19 protein-coding genes are annotated in these 18,783 nt (G+C 38.0%); 7 read left to right on the forward strand and 12 right to left on the reverse strand.

Annotated features, from left to right (window positions below; all coding sequences use genetic code 11):
• Positions 1–68 precede the first annotated feature (68 nt).
• Positions 69–509, reverse strand: a complete 441-nt coding sequence (locus tag OU989_RS13575; protein ID WP_274793573.1) for a GNAT family N-acetyltransferase — start codon at positions 507–509, stop codon at positions 69–71.
• A gap of 119 nt (positions 510–628) precedes the next feature.
• Positions 629–1,717, reverse strand: coding sequence for a glycosyltransferase family 4 protein (locus OU989_RS13580; protein WP_274793574.1), 1,089 nt, complete (start codon positions 1,715–1,717; stop codon positions 629–631).
• Positions 1,718–1,968: 251 nt separating this feature from the next.
• On the opposite strand from OU989_RS13580, the gene OU989_RS13585 reads away from it, so the two are divergent.
• The 3 genes from OU989_RS13585 to OU989_RS13595 are packed head-to-tail and all read left to right on the forward strand — an operon-like array spanning position 1,969 to position 4,493.
• Positions 1,969–2,568, forward strand: a complete 600-nt coding sequence (locus OU989_RS13585) for a glycosyltransferase family 2 protein (RefSeq protein ID WP_274793575.1) — start codon at positions 1,969–1,971, stop codon at positions 2,566–2,568.
• Positions 2,569–2,610: 42 nt separating this feature from the next.
• Positions 2,611–3,639 carry a polysaccharide biosynthesis protein gene (locus OU989_RS13590; RefSeq protein ID WP_274793576.1) on the forward strand — a complete coding sequence of 343 codons (1,029 nt, stop codon included), beginning with the start codon at positions 2,611–2,613 and terminating at the stop codon, positions 3,637–3,639.
• A complete protein-coding gene (locus OU989_RS13595; protein ID WP_274793577.1) occupies positions 3,636–4,493 on the forward strand; it encodes an SDR family oxidoreductase in 858 nt (285 codons plus the stop codon). The genes OU989_RS13590 and OU989_RS13595 overlap by 4 nt, the downstream gene beginning before the upstream one ends.
• A 48-nt stretch (positions 4,494–4,541) precedes the next feature.
• On the opposite strand, the gene OU989_RS13600 is transcribed toward OU989_RS13595, so the two are convergent.
• Genes OU989_RS13600 through OU989_RS13610 form a run of 3 tightly spaced genes read right to left on the reverse strand, consistent with a single transcriptional unit; the run spans position 4,542 to position 8,005 of the window.
• Positions 4,542–5,294 (reverse strand): alpha/beta fold hydrolase, encoded by a 753-nt coding sequence (locus OU989_RS13600; protein ID WP_274793578.1) that lies wholly within the window; start codon positions 5,292–5,294, stop codon positions 4,542–4,544.
• Between the two features lie 25 nt (positions 5,295–5,319).
• The gene (locus OU989_RS13605; RefSeq protein ID WP_274793579.1) at positions 5,320–6,558 is read right to left on the reverse strand and encodes a DNA polymerase IV; all 1,239 of its coding nucleotides are present in this window, start codon (positions 6,556–6,558) and stop codon (positions 5,320–5,322) included.
• A gap of 49 nt (positions 6,559–6,607) precedes the next feature.
• Positions 6,608–8,005 (reverse strand): aminotransferase-like domain-containing protein, encoded by a 1,398-nt coding sequence (locus OU989_RS13610; protein ID WP_274793580.1) that lies wholly within the window; start codon positions 8,003–8,005, stop codon positions 6,608–6,610.
• A gap of 128 nt (positions 8,006–8,133) precedes the next feature.
• Between OU989_RS13610 and OU989_RS13615 the strand changes: the two genes are divergently transcribed.
• Positions 8,134–9,297 carry an aminotransferase-like domain-containing protein gene (locus OU989_RS13615; protein ID WP_274793581.1) on the forward strand — a complete coding sequence of 388 codons (1,164 nt, stop codon included), beginning with the start codon at positions 8,134–8,136 and terminating at the stop codon, positions 9,295–9,297.
• A 213-nt stretch (positions 9,298–9,510) separates the two neighbouring features.
• Here OU989_RS13615 and OU989_RS13620 read toward each other — a convergent pair whose 3' ends face one another.
• The 5 genes from OU989_RS13620 to bioD form a co-directional block, all read right to left on the reverse strand.
• Entirely contained in the window at positions 9,511–9,633 is a 123-nt protein-coding gene (locus tag OU989_RS13620) for a hypothetical protein (protein ID WP_274793582.1), read from the reverse strand.
• A 370-nt stretch (positions 9,634–10,003) separates the two neighbouring features.
• On the reverse strand, positions 10,004–10,999 hold the full coding sequence (gene bioB / locus OU989_RS13625) for a biotin synthase BioB (protein ID WP_274793583.1): 996 nt from the start codon (positions 10,997–10,999) through the stop codon (positions 10,004–10,006).
• Positions 10,996–11,589: a biotin transporter BioY gene (locus OU989_RS13630; RefSeq protein ID WP_274793584.1), complete on the reverse strand. Its 594-nt coding sequence runs from the start codon at positions 11,587–11,589 to the stop codon at positions 10,996–10,998. The genes bioB and OU989_RS13630 overlap by 4 nt, the downstream gene beginning before the upstream one ends.
• Positions 11,582–12,958 (reverse strand): adenosylmethionine--8-amino-7-oxononanoate transaminase, encoded by a 1,377-nt coding sequence (bioA, locus tag OU989_RS13635; protein ID WP_274793585.1) that lies wholly within the window; start codon positions 12,956–12,958, stop codon positions 11,582–11,584. Before bioA ends, OU989_RS13630 begins: the two co-directional genes overlap by 8 nt.
• Complete coding sequence (gene bioD / locus OU989_RS13640; protein WP_274793586.1) at positions 12,939–13,643, reverse strand: dethiobiotin synthase; 705 nt, start codon at positions 13,641–13,643, stop codon at positions 12,939–12,941. The genes bioA and bioD overlap by 20 nt, the downstream gene beginning before the upstream one ends.
• A 324-nt stretch (positions 13,644–13,967) precedes the next feature.
• Between bioD and OU989_RS13645 the strand changes: the two genes are divergently transcribed.
• On the forward strand, positions 13,968–14,432 hold the full coding sequence (locus OU989_RS13645) for a hypothetical protein (protein ID WP_274793587.1): 465 nt from the start codon (positions 13,968–13,970) through the stop codon (positions 14,430–14,432).
• A gap of 58 nt (positions 14,433–14,490) precedes the next feature.
• Here the strand turns inward: OU989_RS13645 and OU989_RS13650 are convergent, their stop codons facing one another.
• Together OU989_RS13650 and OU989_RS13655 are read right to left on the reverse strand one after the other, a co-directional pair.
• On the reverse strand, positions 14,491–15,528 hold the full coding sequence (locus tag OU989_RS13650; protein ID WP_274793588.1) for a beta-carotene 15,15'-monooxygenase: 1,038 nt from the start codon (positions 15,526–15,528) through the stop codon (positions 14,491–14,493).
• 100 nt (positions 15,529–15,628) lie between these two features.
• On the reverse strand, positions 15,629–16,516 hold the full coding sequence (locus OU989_RS13655) for an AraC family transcriptional regulator (RefSeq protein ID WP_274793589.1): 888 nt from the start codon (positions 16,514–16,516) through the stop codon (positions 15,629–15,631).
• A gap of 112 nt (positions 16,517–16,628) precedes the next feature.
• On the opposite strand from OU989_RS13655, the gene OU989_RS13660 reads away from it, so the two are divergent.
• Both OU989_RS13660 and OU989_RS13665 read left to right on the forward strand, forming a co-directional pair.
• Positions 16,629–17,555 (forward strand): EamA family transporter, encoded by a 927-nt coding sequence (locus OU989_RS13660; RefSeq protein ID WP_274793590.1) that lies wholly within the window; start codon positions 16,629–16,631, stop codon positions 17,553–17,555.
• 152 nt (positions 17,556–17,707) lie between these two features.
• The gene (locus tag OU989_RS13665) at positions 17,708–18,757 is read left to right on the forward strand and encodes a Cj0069 family protein (RefSeq protein WP_274793591.1); all 1,050 of its coding nucleotides are present in this window, start codon (positions 17,708–17,710) and stop codon (positions 18,755–18,757) included.
• The last annotated feature ends 26 nt before the right edge of the window (positions 18,758–18,783 follow it).

The raw sequence follows: 18,783 nt of genomic DNA on the forward strand, positions 1-18,783 counted from the left end.
TGATAGATCTAGGGGATTTTTAGCACAAAAAAGCATCCGTCCGTAGACAGGATGCTTGCTCGTTTATTTTACATAAAATATTTCACATAATTACAGTATTCATCTTGCTTCATGTGAAGTTTTTCATAAAGTTTACGCGCATTTACATTATCGGCTGCTGTTTGTAGCGTAACATAGCGAGCATCTTGTTGCTCACAATATTGAAATACCTGTTCCATCAATGCCTTGCCCACCCCTAGGCCTCTAGCATCTTCGGTTACATAAATATCATTGAGAATAAAGGCGCGTTGTAAAGCGACAGAGGAAAATGTTGGATATAATTGTGTAAATCCAATCACCCTACCATCTTCCTGCGCTACAAAAACAACAGACTCTTTTAAAGCCAATCGTAATTGTAAAAATGCCTTGGCACTACTTATATCTGAATCAATCCCATAAAATTGGCGATATTCATCAAATAATTTTGCTAAGTCTTCTAGTTCGTTCATTGTTGCTTGTAGTATTTCCATTCCTGTCTCCCCTTGTGTCTACCCATGATTGTCTAACCTATATTTCTAGAATCTATTATATAGGAAATAATGGTATAAAGAAAAGAATACTCCACTATTTAGAGAAAGAATATTTACGTTTATTCATCCAAATATACAGCAACCTTCTTCACAAGTTGCTGCCAGTTTAGTTCCTTTCGTGCAAATGCTTGCAATTCTACACAAGTATTTGCTAGCAATGCTTCCTGCTTCGTGACTTGCTGGAATGTCCGGCCAATACTTTCCCAGTCATGTGTCGGATGTATGGTGCCAAAACGTTGTTGCTGGGTTATATCATCAGCACCATCCACATCAGTTGTCACAATATAACAACCATTTTTAGCTGCTTCTGCAAAAACATGTGCATAGCATTCAACTAGAGATGTTAAACAAAAGATTTTAGCCTTACGGTATTCCTCCTCTAATTTCACCCTATCATAAATGGGCCCTATGATTGTCACTTGCTTCGCAAGTGGATGACTATCCAGTATCATTAGCAGCTCCTGCTGGAATGTTGCAGACATCGGACCTACTAACCGAAGCTCCCAGTCTGGAATTTGTGCTGCTAGAAAAGCTCTAACAGCCAATATAGTTTGCTTCTCTGGCGAATCTAAGCGTCCCACCATTAAAATTCTATTTTCTTTTTCCTGAAACGGCACCGGCTCTGTGTAAAAATGCTCATAAAAGCCATTGGGCAGATGTTTAATTTCCAATTGTGAAAATTCTTGAATGGCCTTTTGAATAGATACACATTCAGAGGTGAGGAGATCACAGAGTTTTAGTAACTCTAGAAAATATGGATAGGTTTTTAATCGGTTTAGCCAAAATCGATTCACATCTAACTTCATATATATTTTCCCATCTGGATGATAGTGCTTATAGGTCTGGAGAATAGGAAGGTAGGATGGATAGGGACCGATAGCGAATACTATGTCGATCTCCTTTGCATGCTTCACTAAATAGGCATTCATATTCGCCACATAGTCAATGCCAAATGGGACATGTTCAAATTTCACATTAGGAAAAGATTGTTGAAGTAGGGCGTCGTTCATCTCTGTTGTAACAATACTCACTTCATAGCCTAAGTAGTCCCCAAGTAAAATAGGTACAAGGCATAAATCTTTGAAAATATGTGCATCGGAAAGTTTATAGGACTCCACGCTACAAATAAAGGCGATCTTTTTTGACATCGTATCCCTCTTTCTAATAAAGCACTCTAACTAGTTTATGTCCCCCCCTGTTAAACGTGCACAACTTAGTAAATTTTCGCCCTTAGCAGCACATTTCTCTAGTAAAAGAGCTTGATAGATGTAAAAACTACTCTCTCAAAAGCTTCTAAAAACAAGCATTGGCCTACAGTCACACTATATTCACGCATATTGTATTAAAGAATCCGCTCGGTTAAGTAACTCTACTAATTATAAAAGAATGGAGGGATCACATGAAAATCAGCTTTTTATCACCCGCATTTAATAGTGAAGAATGGATCATAACAATGCTTGACAGCATTCCAAAAGAATATGCCTATGAAATTATTGTTGTAGATGATGGTTCCACTGACAATACATTAGCTATTTTACAAGACTATCAAAAAAACTGTGCGGCTTTAAAAATTATCGTTCATCCAACAAACCTAGGTGCGAGCGTTGCATATAATCGGTGTATTGCAGAGGCAACAGGAGACTATATAGCCATCATTGATAGCGATGATCATTATTTGCCTGCCATTCGCAACGTACTCGCACAGGTAGATGGTGAGTTTGATATTTATTATTACAACATGATTATAAAAAATGGCTATGGATTTATTAAAGATGAATCCAACCGCTACTCATTACCTGGTCAGTTTAAAATCATTCGAAGAAGTTTTATCGGTGATGCTAAGTTTACCATTCGGAAAGATATTGCGGGAGATTGGGATTTTAACTGTGCACTCATGGATAAAAATCCAACTTGTAAATATACAAATGAATTTGCCTACTGGTACAACTATCCTAGGGAAAACTCTGAATGTGATTTGCATGAAAAAGGCCTGAAATAAAATGATCCTAATCAACATACAGGAGGTGCTACAAACCATACAATGTTTACAGATAAAATATTACTGATTACAGGAGGCACTGGTTCTTTCGGTAACGCAGTTTTAAAGCGATTTCTAAATACTGATATTAAAGAAATTCGAATTTTTTCAAGGGATGAGAAAAAACAAGACGATATGCGTAAGCTCTATCAGCATTCGAAAATAAAATTTTATATTGGGGATGTCCGTGATATACAAAGTATTCCCAACGCTATGTATAACGTAGACTATGTATTCCATGCCGCTGCGCTTAAGCAAGTTCCCTCCTGTGAATTTTTCCCTTTAGAAGCTGTGAAAACCAATATTTTAGGAACCGACCATGTATTAACTGCCGCCATCCAAGCAGGTGTGAAAAAAATCATTTGTCTATCAACAGATAAAGCAGCCTACCCTGTCAATGCAATGGGGATTTCCAAAGCAATGATGGAGAAGACGTTTATAGCAAAGTCTCGAATGGTTGATCCTCATCAAACGCTTATTTGTGGCACTAGATACGGCAATGTCATGGCTTCACGAGGCTCGGTGATTCCATTATTTATCGAACAAATAAAAGCAGGAAAACCTTTAACGATTACTGATCCAAATATGACACGTTTTATGATGACGCTTGAGGAGGCAGTTGAATTAGTTATCTATGCTTTCTCACATGCACAAAATGGAGATATTATGGTACAAAAATCGCCCGCTGCAACGGTCGAACATTTGGCACAGGCTTTACTTGAAATTTTTCAGGCAAACAATACCATTCAAATTATCGGGACACGGCATGGGGAAAAAATGTATGAAGTATTATGTACAAAAGAAGAAGCAGCAAAGGCCATTGATATGGGCAAATTTTATCGCATCCCAGCGGATAATCGGGATTTAAATTATGGAAAATACCTTGAGGAGGGCTCTCCAAAAATTACTTTAACTGATGAATATAACTCTAACAATACACAACGATTAAGTGTGGCTGATATTAAAGAAAAATTATTAACATTACCTCTTATTCAAAAAGAGCTTCTCCATTGGACGGGAGGAACACCATGAAATTTTTAGTGCTCGGTGCTACCGGTATGGCTGGCCACACCATTGCTATCTATTTATGGGAACAAGGGCATGACGTAACAACATACTCTAGAACTTCTTTCCCATTCGGACACAATATAACAGGTGATGTAACCGACTCCAATTTTTTACGATCCCTGCTGCAAGACAATGATTTTGATGTCGTAATTAATTGTATAGGTGTTTTAAACAATGCTTGTGATGCAAATCCCGCGCAAAGTATTTTGCTAAATAGCTATCTACCACATGCGATTGTAGCTCTCCTAGAAAATCAACAAACAAAGCTTATTCATCTAAGCACAGACTGTGTCTTTTCAGGGCAGAATGCCCCCTATCATGAAAAAAGTATGCGAGACGGGGAGACCTTTTATGATCGCACAAAAGGGTTAGGTGAAATTGAGCGAAACAAGCATTTAACATTTCGTAATTCGATTATTGGTCCTGATTTAAAACAAAACGGCATCGGATTATTCAATTGGTTTATGCAACAAGATGGCCCTATTAATGGTTATACAGGTGCTATTTGGACTGGTGTCACAACAATTACATTAGCTAAAGCCATTGAACGTGCTACCTATGAAGAACTAACAGGGCTCTATCATCTCGTCCATACTTCGAATATATCAAAATATGAACTTCTTCAGTTATGTAACCGACACTTTTTGGATAGTAAACTGGACATTCTCCCCTATCAGCTTGTTAACGTGAATAAAACATTACTAAATACAAGGAACGACTTTTCCTTTGTTGTCCCAAGCTATGAAGAAATGATTGTTGAAATGAAGGAATGGGTGCTACAGCATAAAGATTTATATCCACACTATTTTCGTAAATAATTTCGTATAAACTCCATTATGTGGAAGGTTACTCATAATGGAGTAGTTCTATTGAATCTCGATTCCCTCAGGTAAATGACCCTTTTGAATCCAATTTTCTACAAAATGGTTGAAAAATGCAGGCTTAGCTAACGATACTCCATGACCTATGTTAGTCAATAACACACCGTTGCTATTGGGATGACTGCGAACTAGTTCTATTGCTGATTTTTTCATAATACTTTTCTCTTTGTTTCCAACTGTTATTAAAATTTTCCCTTGGGCTTTGCGAAAACCGGAGGGAATGGTAAACGACATATTTTCCTGTAAAACTCGAACTAATGTATTGACAGATATAGCTGAACTTTCACGATAATAGCGTTCAAAATAATGGTCATCGATATATAAAGATTTCGCTTGGAGTTTCGCGAATGTTTTATTTTTTATAAGCGGAAATGTCAGCCGAATGAGCGGTGGTAGCATCCATTCTAATACAGGAGAAGGAAGAACAAGCGCACTATTAATGATGGTAAAATCAATTAAACTTGGATTTATACTTAGCATTTGAATAGCTATTTGAGCTCCTAACGAGAAACCTATTACTATAATGGGCTTACCATTAGCTTTTTCTTCAATTAGCAGTAGCAGCTCTCTAGCACTTTGCTCAATGGAAAAAGAGGATTGTGACATAAGCTCTGGTACTACACAGTAATAATTGGTAAAATACTGAATTTGCTGATCCCACATCCAGCCCCCAACACCCCCACCATGAATAAACATCATGAACGGATTATTAGTATCGCCATATTCCTTGTAGTACATGTTTACACCCGCTTTCATTCACTCTTTAATCATGGTCATCTAAAAAATCTTTACTGAAGCTTGTTTGTGATTGATAAGATGACCGTTTCCCTAGATCTACTCCTCGTTTTATAATCCCCTTGCCAAAACGCCCCTCAATTTCATCGACTATTTTGAGAATAGGCTCATCTTTTACATGCTCTTGATAATTAAAAATCGATAATTGCTGGGTATAGTCCTTACGATCCACCACATTGGAAACTGTTACACCTAGTAATCTTATTGGAGATTCATCCCAATGCTTATCAAATAATGCACAAGCAATATCATAAATTTCTTCAAAACGATAAAGGACATTGGATATTGTTTTTGAACGCGTGTGATTATGCCAATCTGCATCACGTATTTGAATACTGATCGTAGAACCAGCTAAACGTTTGGCATCAAGGCGTTCTGCTACTTTTTTACATAGCCCTTCAATCGTCTTATGTAGTGTGCGAATATCTGTCACATCTTCTGGTAATGTTGTTGAATTTCCTACGCTCTTCGTATCAAAAATCGCCTCGGGATCAACTACTCTATGATCTATCCCATTGGCCCTTGCTCGAAGTCGCACACCATTCTTCCCTAAAATTTGCTTCATCTTAAACTCTTCTGCTTGAGCTAAGTCACCAATTGTAAAAATACCATGTGCATTTAATTTTTTTGCTGTACTTGCCCCAATACCATGCATATTGACAACCTCACGATTCCATAGCTGCTGTTCAATATCACGTATCCGTAAAATGGTTATACCCATCGGTTTTTTCATATCAGAAGCGGTTTTCGCTAAAAATTTATTGGGTGCAATACCGATGGAACAAGGTAAATCAAGCTCCGCTAACATACGCTCTTGTATTTCCTGGGCAATACTTAACGCATGTTTTTCCTTACTTAACTCTGTAATATCCATGTAGCCTTCATCGATTGAAACAGGCTCTACTAAAGGAGTATAGCTACGCAAAATCGTAAACATTTCTTTAGATGCTGCTCGATATTTTTGAAAATCCGGAGGCAATAACAAGAGCTCAGGACATTTACGTTTTGCTTCATGGACTGTCATTGTTGTATAAATACCGAGAGCTCTTGCTTCATAGGAACAGGTTACTAAAATGCCACGGCGCTCCTTTGGGTTACCTGCGATTGCGATGGGCTTGCCCTTTAAGCTAGGATCATGTGCCTGCTCCACTGAAGCATAGAAACTATTCATATCCACATGTAAAATTACACGTCCTTTATGAGTCATGTTAAATCACCTCTTTGTTCTCTTAGCTTTATTATACGCTTGCTATCCATTAATCAACAAATGCATAATCACCATTACTTTCGAGTATATCCTTTAAGATGATTAATGCCTGCTCCAATTGCGTTTCTGGTGCTGCAATGGCTAATCGAACTGCATTCACAGGCTTTGTATTCCCAACAGCGAAACGCTCCGCCGCATAAACTTGTACACCAGCTTTGGAGGCTAACAATTCAAATTGAACACCTGTAAATTTTTCAGGTAAGTGGAGCCATCTGAAAATACATTCGTCATCCCCTAAAATGTGATAATCTCCTAAATACTGATTAACAAGCGTATTTTGCTGCCTAGCATAGGCTCGATGTTTTTCTAAAATCGTTTGCGCCACCCCTTCATGAATCAATCTAGCAGCAAGTTCCAGCATCATAGGAGAGATGGAAATGTTGATATTATAGAGAGTTTCCATAATTCTTTTGCGAAAAGTTGGAGGTGTCACAAGGAAAGAAAGCCGTAATCCTGGTGATAGCGTTTTTGACAGGCTAGCAATATAAATGACCTTGTCTGGAGCATAGGAAGCAATAGGGGCAAGCGCTCGTTCCTTAAGAAAGCTATAAATGGCATCCTCAATAACGATTAAATCTTTCGCTCTGGCCACTTCCGCAATCATTTTTCTCGTTTCCACGGACATCGTATGTGTCGTTGGGTTATGAAAATCAGGGATAACATAGATGCCTTTGATATGTTCATTTTTACAGGCATACAATAAACCTTCTCTTGTCATCTCGCCCTGGCATTGTTGTATGGCCACCAGTTGTATACCTAGCATATTAGCGGCTGTTTTAATGCCAGCATAGGTAATAGGATCTGTACCAATTCGGTCTCCGGGCTGAAATAGGGCGGCGAGTGTTCCCACAATGGCATTTTGTCCGCCAGCTCCGAGCAAAATAGGTTGATCGGTTTGAAAATTCACCAATTCAAAAAGCTTCATGACAGCTTCATTTTGCCAAGCATTTCCCTCTGGTCGTCCATATTGAAATAGCTTGCTAAAACTAGGTTCGTTCAACATCTTTTTCATAAATCGTGTAATATCATCATTTACAAAATTATCTGGTAACACTGAGCCCATTTCAATGATAGGCGTGGCACGATTCGTGGGGAGTAACATTTTGTTGCTAGCCGCATCCGTTGAAACAAACGTTCCACTCCCAATTGAGGCATAAATTAATCCTTTTTGTCCACAGAGCTTGAAGGCTCGTGTGATGGTGCTTAAATTGACATCTAAAAAATCAGCTAATTCACGCTGTGGAGGAAGTTTTGTCCCTGGCGCTAGCTTTCCATCCTTGATATCTTGTTCAAGTTGATGTGCGATAGCTATATATAATGGAGCCGAAATATGGCTAATATCTGGCTTCCAACTCATTGGGTATTCGTCAAATGAATTAATAGGCATTGAAGAAGCCCTTCTTTCTGTTAATTTGCATACAATAGTTTAATTGTCTTGCATACAATGATAATATTGTATGCACACGATGACAATGATATAATTTTTAAAAAATCAGAAAAAAAGGACCGATTATTATGCAATATTCAGAAAGAATCTTAAAAACCCCATCCTCATTTATTCGAAATATTTTGAAAGTAACAGATGCAGAGGATGTCATTTCCTTTGCAGGTGGGCTTCCAAACCCAATCTCTTTCCCTATTGACGCGTTAAGAGCATCAGTGGACCATGCCATTATGGAAAACGGCAGCCGTTTATTTCAATATTCATCAACACAAGGATATGCACCACTGAGAGAATACATTGCTGCGAAATATCAGCGTGTTCATGGATTAGATGTACAGGCAGATGATGTCTTTATTACTACAGGTTCACAGCAAGCACTTGAACTCATTGGTAAAGTACTCATCAATAAAGGCGATGGCATTATTATCGAAGAGCCTGGTTACTTAGGGGCGATTCAAGCCTTTACATTAAGTGAGCCAACTTTCTATGGGGTGACACTTGAAAACGATGGTCTTAACCTAGAGGAATTAGAGCGCGCCCTTCAACAGCCTAATGTAAAATTCATTTATACGGTACCAAACTTCCAAAATCCAACAGGGCTCACTTACTCAAAAGAAAAACGTGAGCAAATTTGCGAAATAGTGTCCAAATACGATGTTGCTTTAATTGAGGATGACCCATATGGCGAGTTACGATTCCAAGGCGAGCCACTTCCATATATCGGTGCTGGTAAATTAGAAAATAGTATTTTACTAGGTTCTTTCTCTAAAACGGTCACACCAGGCATGCGTCTTGGTTTTATCATCACGAAAAATAAAGAGCTTTTACAGCATATCGAAACAGCAAAGCAAGCTTCTGATCTTCATACAAATATTTTCTCTCAATATGTTATCTATGATTATTTAGCTAGTAATGATTATGCGGAACATGTAAAGAAAATAATTGCGCTGTATAAAAATCAGTCAGATGCGATGCTTGAGGCAATGCAAGAGTTTTTCCCTGCCCATGTTGAATATACACGCCCTGACGGAGGGATGTTTATTTGGGCAACAATGAAGGATGGTACACCAGCCCTTGATGTTTTCCATAAAGCAATGGAACAAAAAGTTGCCTTCGTACCTGGTGATCCATTCTACACGTCAAAAACAAACGTGAATACAATGCGTCTTAACTATACAAATGCAACACCTGAAGTGATTCGTGAAGGAATTAAACGTTTAGCAAGTATATTATAAAAAGTGAAACCGTATAAACGCTTACACAGCGCTTATACGGTTTTTTAATACGAATAATGAATGGTCATCCTAAGACCTGTAGTGTATTACTTGGATTGATGTATGTGTCGATCGGCCTTACATCTTATATCATCCCCACTTTATAGTTCCTTTTCAATTGTCGTTTATTAAAAAACAGCCCTCAAAGAAGAGAGGGCTGCATGTCTTAAAAACCTATTTTGTATATGTTAAAACTGCATTTTTCTTGAATTTTAACATCGCTTCTGTTGCCTCATTTTTACTTGCATACTCAAAAATCCGAACATCCTTTTTATCAAAAACTGTAATAACCCACATGTGAAAAGCTCCCTTCGCTTAGTTTTTATTGTAATATAACAACCACCAAAACTTGAGCTACATATCGTCAACTGTTTTATAACAATTCCTTACTTGATTCTTATTTTACGCTGTTTTTTTTGAAAAGAAAGCTTTATGTGAAGGTCTTCACAAACTGTTCAATTTCAAAACGCTTTCATTGAACAATTTGTGAAAATTGTTATTTGATAGGCATAAAACAGTAAACTCTGTTAGTTCTATCCGTCATTTTTCAATTTATATCCACCAATTTGCTTCTCTCATCCGTCATTTGCCTTACTTTATCTGTCTCAAGCAAAAAACCGTACGAATGTACGGTTTTTTCTGTAGTAGTAAATTTCATTTCATAAGGTTAACAAAAAACTGCTTCTTGCTTTTGTGTTAATTCAATCTCGAAGCCTAAGTCTTCCAACATACGATAATCACTATTCGCCTCTTGACCAGCTGTTGTTAAATAATCGCCTACAAAAATACTGTTTGCTGCATAGAGGCCAAGCGGTTGAAGTGACCCTAAATTAATTTCACGACCTCCCGAAATACGTATTTCCTTTGTAGGATTGATGTAACGGAATAACGCCAAAACTTTTAAACAGTACCGGGGATTTAATTCCTTTGTTCCCTCTAACTTTGTACCATCAATGGCATTTAAAAAGTTCACTGGGATGGAATCAGCGTCCAATTGATGGAGGGCACGTGCTATATTGACTACATCCTCTTTCGTCTCCTTCATACCGATAATGGCACCAGAACAAGGTGAGAGCCCATGCTTTTTCACAATCTCCACCGTATTGACACGATCCTCATAGGTATGTGAAGTAGTAATATAAGCATGATGACGTTCGGATGTATTCAAATTATGGTTGTAGCGATCCACACCAGCTTCCTTTAATTGCTGTGCCTGTTCTTCTTTCAGCAAGCCAAGACAGGCACAAACCTTTAAACCGTATTTTTCTTTAATTTCAGCGACCGCCTCGCTCACTACATTAACATCTTTACGAGTTGGCCCTCGACCGCTTGCTACGATACAATACGTCCCAATTTTGTTGTCAAACGCTCGTTTAGCACCAGCTAGAATTTCTTCTTTTGAAATAAAAGGATATTTTTCAATAGGAGCAGTAGATTTAGACGACTGCGAGCAATAACCACAATCCTCTGGACAATAGCCGCTTTTTGCATTCATAATCATATTTAATTTTACTTTTTTACCATAATAATGACGACGAATCGCAAAAGCACCATCCATCACCTCCAATAGCTCATCATCTTCACAATTTAAAATGGCCAGTGCCTCCTCATTGCTAATGATTTTGCCAGCAATTACTTCTTGCGCTAATTGTTTATAATTCATATGACATTCTCCCTTTCCACTTGTGAAATTTTCACATTTCTTGCCGACTGAAATACTTTATACAATCTTTCTGCTAGTAGGCCTGATGTGATAGCTAAGCAAAAGTCAGCCACAATGCTGCTTAGAAAACCAATAGCGAAAACGTGTGACCAGCTCGACTTCATGTCTAACCAGAAATTCAAAGCCACATATAAATAAGGAACGGCTACAGCATAAATAAGGATAAGCCCCATAATCGTTGCCCCAATGAAATGCTTTTTTGTTGGTGTCTTTATTCTTTCCATAATGAACCCAATGCAATAGGCAGCAAGGGCAAAGCCAATCAGATAACCGAATGTAGGCTGCAAAACATACATAATACCTCCACCCTGTGTAAATACTGGTAATCCCACTAACCCTACTCCAATATAAATAAGTTGACTATAAAGGGCATTGCGACGACCTAATAAGCACCCAGCTAAAAACACAAAAACAATTTGCAATGTGAATGGTACGACAGGTAATGGGATTTTAATAAAAGCCCCGATTGCCGTAAGAGCAGCAAACATAGCAATCATGACAAGTGCTAATGTATGGTGACGTTTACTCAACTGTAACCCTCCTGTCTTGGAAAAATTGTTCAATCGTTTCTTTTGTTGTTTCGATCATGAAGATCATTTCTTCATCAGAAATAATATACGGTGGCATAAAATACAGCACATTGCCAAGAGGTCTTATGAGTAGACCATGTGCTAAAGCACGTTGGTAAATTTGATAACCAATTCTTTCTTCACTAGGGAATGGTTCCTTTGTCTTTCGATTGGCAACAAGTTCAATAGCTCCCACTAAACCAACTTGTCTGTATTCACCTACATAAGGTACGTCATAAAATGCAGCTGTAGCTAACTCTCGCATACGCTCACCTTTCTGTTGAATCATTGCAATCACTTGCTCCTCTTCAAACATCGTTAACACTTCAAGCGCAACTCGGCAGGCCAATGTATTGCCCGAATAACTATGAGAATGTAAAAATGCCTTCATTGTTCCATAATCGTCATAAAAAGCTTGATAAATTTGGTCCGTCGTTAAGACAGCAGATAATGGTAAATAACCGCCTGTAAGCCCCTTTGATAAACACATAAAATCAGGTGAAATCCCCGCTTGTTCACAAGCGAACAATGTACCTGTGCGGCCAAAGCCAACAGCAATTTCATCTGCTATTAAGTGCACATCATACTGAGAGCACAGTGCTCGTAAGCGTTGCAAATAGATGGGTGGATACATTTTCATACCTGCTGCCGCTTGTATAAGCGGTTCTATAATAACAGCCGTAATTTCTTCATGATGTTCTTTGAGCTGATCTTCTATAAAGCGACTACATGGCGCATTACAGCTTGCTGGCTCTTTGTGAAATGGACAACGATAGCAGTCTGGCCCTTTGGCACGAACAGTATCTAATAAAAGAGGCTTGTACACTTCATTGTAAAGCTCTACTCCTCCTACAGATAAAGCCCCAATCGTTTCTCCATGATAAGCATCCGTCAAAGCGAGAAAGCGCTTTTTCTTTGTTTTACCTGTCTGCATATGGTATTGAAAGCTCATTTTCAAGGCCACCTCTATGGCAGAAGAGCCATTATCCGCAAAAAATACTTTATGTAAGCCTTCTGGTGCTAAAGCTGATAATTTCTCGGCTACTTTTATTGCAGGCTCATGGGTAAAATTAGCAAAGATCGTATGCTCTAATGTAAATGCTTGCTCACTTAAAGCCCGGCTAATACGTGGATTAGCATGCCCAAATAAATTGACCCACCAAGAGGATACGGCATCTAAATAACGTCGGTCGTGCTCGTCATATAACCATACTCCTTGTCCTTTTTTTATAACAATGGGTGGAAACGCCTCATAATCCTTCATTTGCGAGCATGGATGCCAAATATGCTTTACATCTCTTTTCTGTAAGTCAGTTAATGCTTGATTCATATGCAAAAAGCCTTTCAAACAAAGTTGTGTGTGTTATGGAATACTCCATTAGCTGTGACATATTATTTAGCTTCGGGATAATTGCATAAGGTATAGGGTGGTATTGTAAAATCGTTTGTATATTGTCCTGTTCCATTTTGCTACCTGTGTCCCCATTAAAAACAATACCTGCCACATTAATTTGACGAGAATGTAATGCCTCCATCGTTAGCAATGTGTGATTAATCGTCCCAAGAGATGTCCTTGTAACTAGCACTACTGGCAGCTTGCTCCTAACAATCACATCCAGTAAAGTCGGACCATTAGGAGCAGTGAGCGGCACAAAAAGTCCACCAGCCCCCTCGCATATCACGACATCATAGGATTCTTGTAATCCTTGAAGGTGCTGAAATAATTCGTCTACATGAATTTGCTGTCCCTCCAGCTGTGCAGCAAAATGTGGTGAAGCGGCTTCTCTAAAAGAATAACTATTGATGTGCCCTTGCTTAAGCTTCTGTAAGGAATACGCTTCATACATGGCTGTATCATGATAATAGCCATGCCCATTGTCATTTACCTCCCCTGTCTGAACAGGCTTATATGGGGTAACGTTTAACCCCTTTCTTTGTAAATGACACATTAACATGGTGGTGACAATGGTTTTTCCTACATCCGTATCTGTTCCTACAACCCAAAAATGTTGCATTGTTAACTTCCCCCCTTTTTAAGTTAACCAACTTCATTATTTAAGTTAACATAAATATTTTTGTTTTGTAAATGCTATTTCTCTATTTTTCTGAATTTACTATTTTCCTTAATAAAATCAGTAAATTCCGTCCTAAATGAAGAAAAAACACTAGAGCCCCTCCTTCTAGAGAAAGAATCTAGCGTTTACTGTCATACCCAATAAAACAATTTCATACTTTGGAAAAGTTCAAGAACCTAGGAATTATTAACCTTTTGATTATTAGGATGTTTTTAAAGGATTTTAATCATTACTCGTAGTATTAAATTACATGGGGGTGGTTGTATGTTTGGCATTTTTAAAGAACCAGAGAAGATTATCGATACATATGAACAAGTACATGTTATTTTGAAATCCTTACTCACCTATGAATTAAAAGAGTTACCGCATCGTTATGAATTTTGGTACCGTGTGGCGATTCGTCAGGAGGAGTTGCGTACATTACAGGCAGAGCATCGAGCTAAAATATCCATGTCGTCTGCAGTTGGACGCTTTCATCAAGTGCAATATGAGGTTATGACGCAAAAGCTAGCAAAGCTTGAACGTGTTGCAGATATTTATAAACTATTTTGTATTGAAGATGAACGAGAAGCTTTAAATCATCGACTATACTTTCATCAAAATAATATTGCTATTCTATACGACCATATTCAGCATAAAGAGCTTTATACGTATTGTGATGCGGCTCAGCAGCAATTTTGGGAAGCAGTCCGCGATGATATTCTTCATGCGATTGCCCATCTTGATTAAATAAAAAGGCCAGCGTTTTGATTAACCTATTCAAAACGCTGGCTATTGAATTGTTACGCTAGAAGTGTTTGGACATTCCTTTTTCTAGCATTTGTCTAAATTCCTGTACTTGATCTGCTTTAATCGCTACTTGGTTATAGTGTTTTTTTATTCCTAACATAAATGTCACTTCTACCGGTTCTTTCATTTTTAAAATAAATTGTGGATAGGCTTCTCCAAAATCACGGGCAATAAAATCTATCGTATCCTTTGATAATTTTCCTTCTAGTTGCCCTTTGTCTTCAACCATTTCTGCAATATGAGCAAAGCGGACTTCTGTTCGTTTCATTAAACCAAGAGATAAATATAAAGTATCTTCAGTGACGTATACGGGGTTTAAACGTATAGCCTGCATATCCGCTATAAAAAAAATAACTGAATACAAATTAAAAATAAGCAGTACAATCGAAAGGATCATGGATTTTTCATGTAGCCACCAGTGAATACCAATTGTCTCGATGGCAATACCATGAATAATCATAAGCTGAAAAGCGATATAGCTTGACTGTTTATGCAAAGTTAAGCCTTGAGGTTCTTTCCTTCTCCAGCTTGCAAAACTATAATAAAGCACTAGTAAATCTGCACAAATCATTTGAATAACCGGATGCTTTGGTGCATGCTTTTCTACGGCCTTTGAAAATGAAAAGAGATCAGGTAAGGAACTTTCACGAACATCCTTTAAAATAGATGGCAAGTATCGTACAAGGGTTGCTACAAGGACAATTTCCAATAGAATAACCGTTCCTTCGACCGCAAAACCAGCCCACGTTACGGCCACAAATGGCTGAAGATGCTCTATGGGAATGATAAAGCGTGCGGCAATACAGCCAAAAGCGGCCAATAATATAGCCTGCTTTAAGGAGAATTTCCCTTTATAAAGCATATATAACACAGGCATGACCACAACAAAGTCAAACAATGAACCCATCACTACACCGTTCGTTTTAAGGGGTAAAATGGACGAACCTAATCCACTATGATAGAGCGTAAAATTGCTAGCTAGCACTAATAGTAACAAGGCTAGCCATATATTTTGCTTTCTTTTTAAAACGATCATTTTCCTTAAGCCCCCTTTCTACTGTTAATTAAACTTTATTTCAATTGGTTAATCTTGTATATATTTTAAGTAAAAAAGTTTATCGTCTTTCCATTTCAGTTCAATTATTTTTCACACTTAGAAACTTTCTGCGATAAACATGTGGCGAGTAGCCTGTATATTGTTTAAATTTCTCAATATAGTAACTGACTGTACTAAATCCAGTATTAATCGCAACGGCAGTAACGGATTGCTCATCATTCTGTAATAGCTCTATGCTTTTGCGAAGTCTGTATTGTAATAAATAGCTAAATGGTGTCATCCCCACTATTTTTTTAAAGAAGCGGCTACATTCGGCACGACTTAAGTAAACATGACTAGCTAAATCTTCTAATGCTATTTTCTCGTGATAATGTGCGTGAATAAAATCCAGCATAGCTTTTGCTCGTTCATGCTGTACGATAATACTAGAATCCACGATTTCTTTTGTTAGCATGGATTGTGTTAGCATCGATTCCCAAATGAAGAGGAGTTCTCTCCATATCTTAAACTCAAAGAATGCTACCTGCTCTCGCATCATATCCGCTATATCCGCTACTTTTTCTGATAACTCCCCGGTTAACTTAACATATGGCAATCGATTAGTCGTTATATAGGGCTGCACATATTTAGAGTGAAAGATGCTGCCTTCATGTCCCCCCATCAACTTTGCATCCACATTTACACAATAAATCAAAGCTTGCTCAAATTGATATGGTTTGGCTTCATGTAATCCCGATACATTGATAAAAAGTCCCTCCCCCTCCTCCAATATAAATACATCTGTTCCTACTCGATATTGGACACGTCCACTTTTTATATAAACAAATTGAATTTCTTTATGCCAATGAAGTGGTAGGAAATCCATGCTTTCTAATCGCATGACCGTTTCATATAAGGCAACTGGAAATTCCTTTGTGCCATGTAATGTTAGTTCTTGTAAATCCTTCGAAATGTTTAAGTGTGGCAACAATTTTCACATCCCTCAATATATTGATATTTTCACAGTATTGAACCGCTATTTTTTCATATTTAATTCCTTTATAATCACTTTATCATGATAGTTTAGGAGATGTTAGGATATGGGTCAAACCATCAAGAAAAATCGTACATATGGTTTATTACTTGTCATTCTAGGAGCAAGTTTTTGGGGAATTGGAGGAACCGTAGCGCAGAGACTGTTTCAACAGGACAATATAGAGGTAGGCTGGCTTGTTTCTAGTCGGTTGCTTATGGCTGGAATACTACTACTTGCTGTTTATAAAATTACTCATCGTCATGCCTCCATATTTGTTGTGTGGCGGACAAAGCAAAATGCATATAGACAAATTTTATTTAGTTTACTTGGGATGCTTGCTGTCCAGTATACCTATATGATGTCCATCGCTATTGGTAATTCAGCAGTGGCAACATTACTACAATATTTAGCACCTCTGTTTATCATGGCTTATTACTTTTTAACGAAGCAAAGTCCATTAACAAAACAAGATGGCATTGCAGTCACATTCACTCTTGTGGGAACATTTTTGCTCTTAACAAACGGTTCCTTGTCGACCTTATCAGTTCCATTTCTGGCTGTGTTGTGGGGTGTATTATCAGGACTTTCAGTTGCATTTTACACGCTATATGCCGTGCCGCTTCTGCAACAGTTTCACTCTTTATTAGTTGTTGGCTGGTCTATGATCATAGGTGGTTTAGTAATGAGTTTTTTCCATCATCCTTGGGCTATTGATATGTCAACTTGGACCTTTTCTACCGTTATTTATTTCCTTTTTATTATTGTGTTTGGCACGATGCTTGCGTTTTGGTTTTATATTGCTAGTTTGCAGTATTTATCGCCAAAAGAATCTAGCTTACTAGGAAGCCTAGAACCATTAACTGCTGTCGTCACGAGTGTATGGTGGTTAAAAATTCCATTTGGAGGCTATCAGTTTTTGGGGACATTATTAATTCTCTTGATGATTTTATACCTCACAGTTTTTCAAAAGAAACAGCCCGAAACATATTAAAATCAGATAATTCAAAATAGTAATAGTTAATACTTCCTATTATAGATATAGCAAAATATGAATTTATACATAAATTTTACATATTTCATATATCTTTTCTCCCTTTTTGTCAACTATACTGAACATAATAACAGACAAAGGGAGGTACTATTATGGATAAAAAAGTTATTATTTTCGAGGTTGAGGGTGGCACAGATAAAGGACCAGACGGCTATCGCCCAGATACAATGCCCATGGTGGATGCATTAAAGCAACGAGGGCAAGATGCTGAGGTTCTTTTCTTTGATGTCACTAAAAAACAGGCAATTTTTGAGTATGTAAAAGAGCATGGTGTAGCCTATGTATCCCGCATTAATCCAGGCAACTTGCAGCATGAAGAAGAGTATTTTGAAATGTTGCGGGAGCTATGCCAAGCGGGAATTATAGGAATGCCACATCCAGATGCCATGATTAGCTACGGTTCTAAAGATGTGTTATCAAAGCTTACGACGACTAATTTAGTACCTGATGATACATTTGCCTACTACACAATCGAAGCATTCAAAACACAATTCCCTATATCCTTAGCCGTGACTGAACGTGTTCTAAAGCAAAACCGTGGTTCAACTGGTGAAGGAATTTGGCGAGTAAACTTGGTGGACCCACTGGCCGAGGGCGTTACTGCAGTGCCACTTGATGCTCAAATTAAATGTACAGAAGCGAAAGATAACCATGTTGAATATTGGCAACTTGGCGACTTTATGACGTTTTGTGAGCAGTATATTACTGGTGCCAATGGTATGTTAATTGATATGCGATTTCTTCCACGTATTACAGAGGGGGAAATCCGTTTATTGATGTTACGAGATCACCCTGTTCATGTCGTACATAAGAAACCTGCTGAAACGAAGGATGCCTTTAGTGCAACGCTCTTTTCAGGTGCTCACTATCGTTATGATCAGCCCGAAGAATGGCCAGAGCTTGTAGAAAACTTTTTAGCACAGCTCCCTCAAGTGACAAGCTTATTAGGGAATCATGATTTACCGCTGATTTGGACTGCTGATTTTATGTTAGATACAAATGAAGCGGGAGAAGATTGCTATATTTTAGGGGAAATGAATTGTTCCTGTGTTGGTTTTACGTCTGAACTTTCGTTAGCGCAGCAAGTAGCAGAAGAAATAGTCATGTGTATGGATGAGCGTACAGAGGTTGTTGCGCAATAAAAAAAGTGCGATCTTTTTATATCGCA

The organism is Lysinibacillus irui, assembly GCF_028877475.1.
Taxonomy (GTDB): Bacteria; Bacillota; Bacilli; order Bacillales_A; family Planococcaceae; genus Lysinibacillus; species Lysinibacillus irui.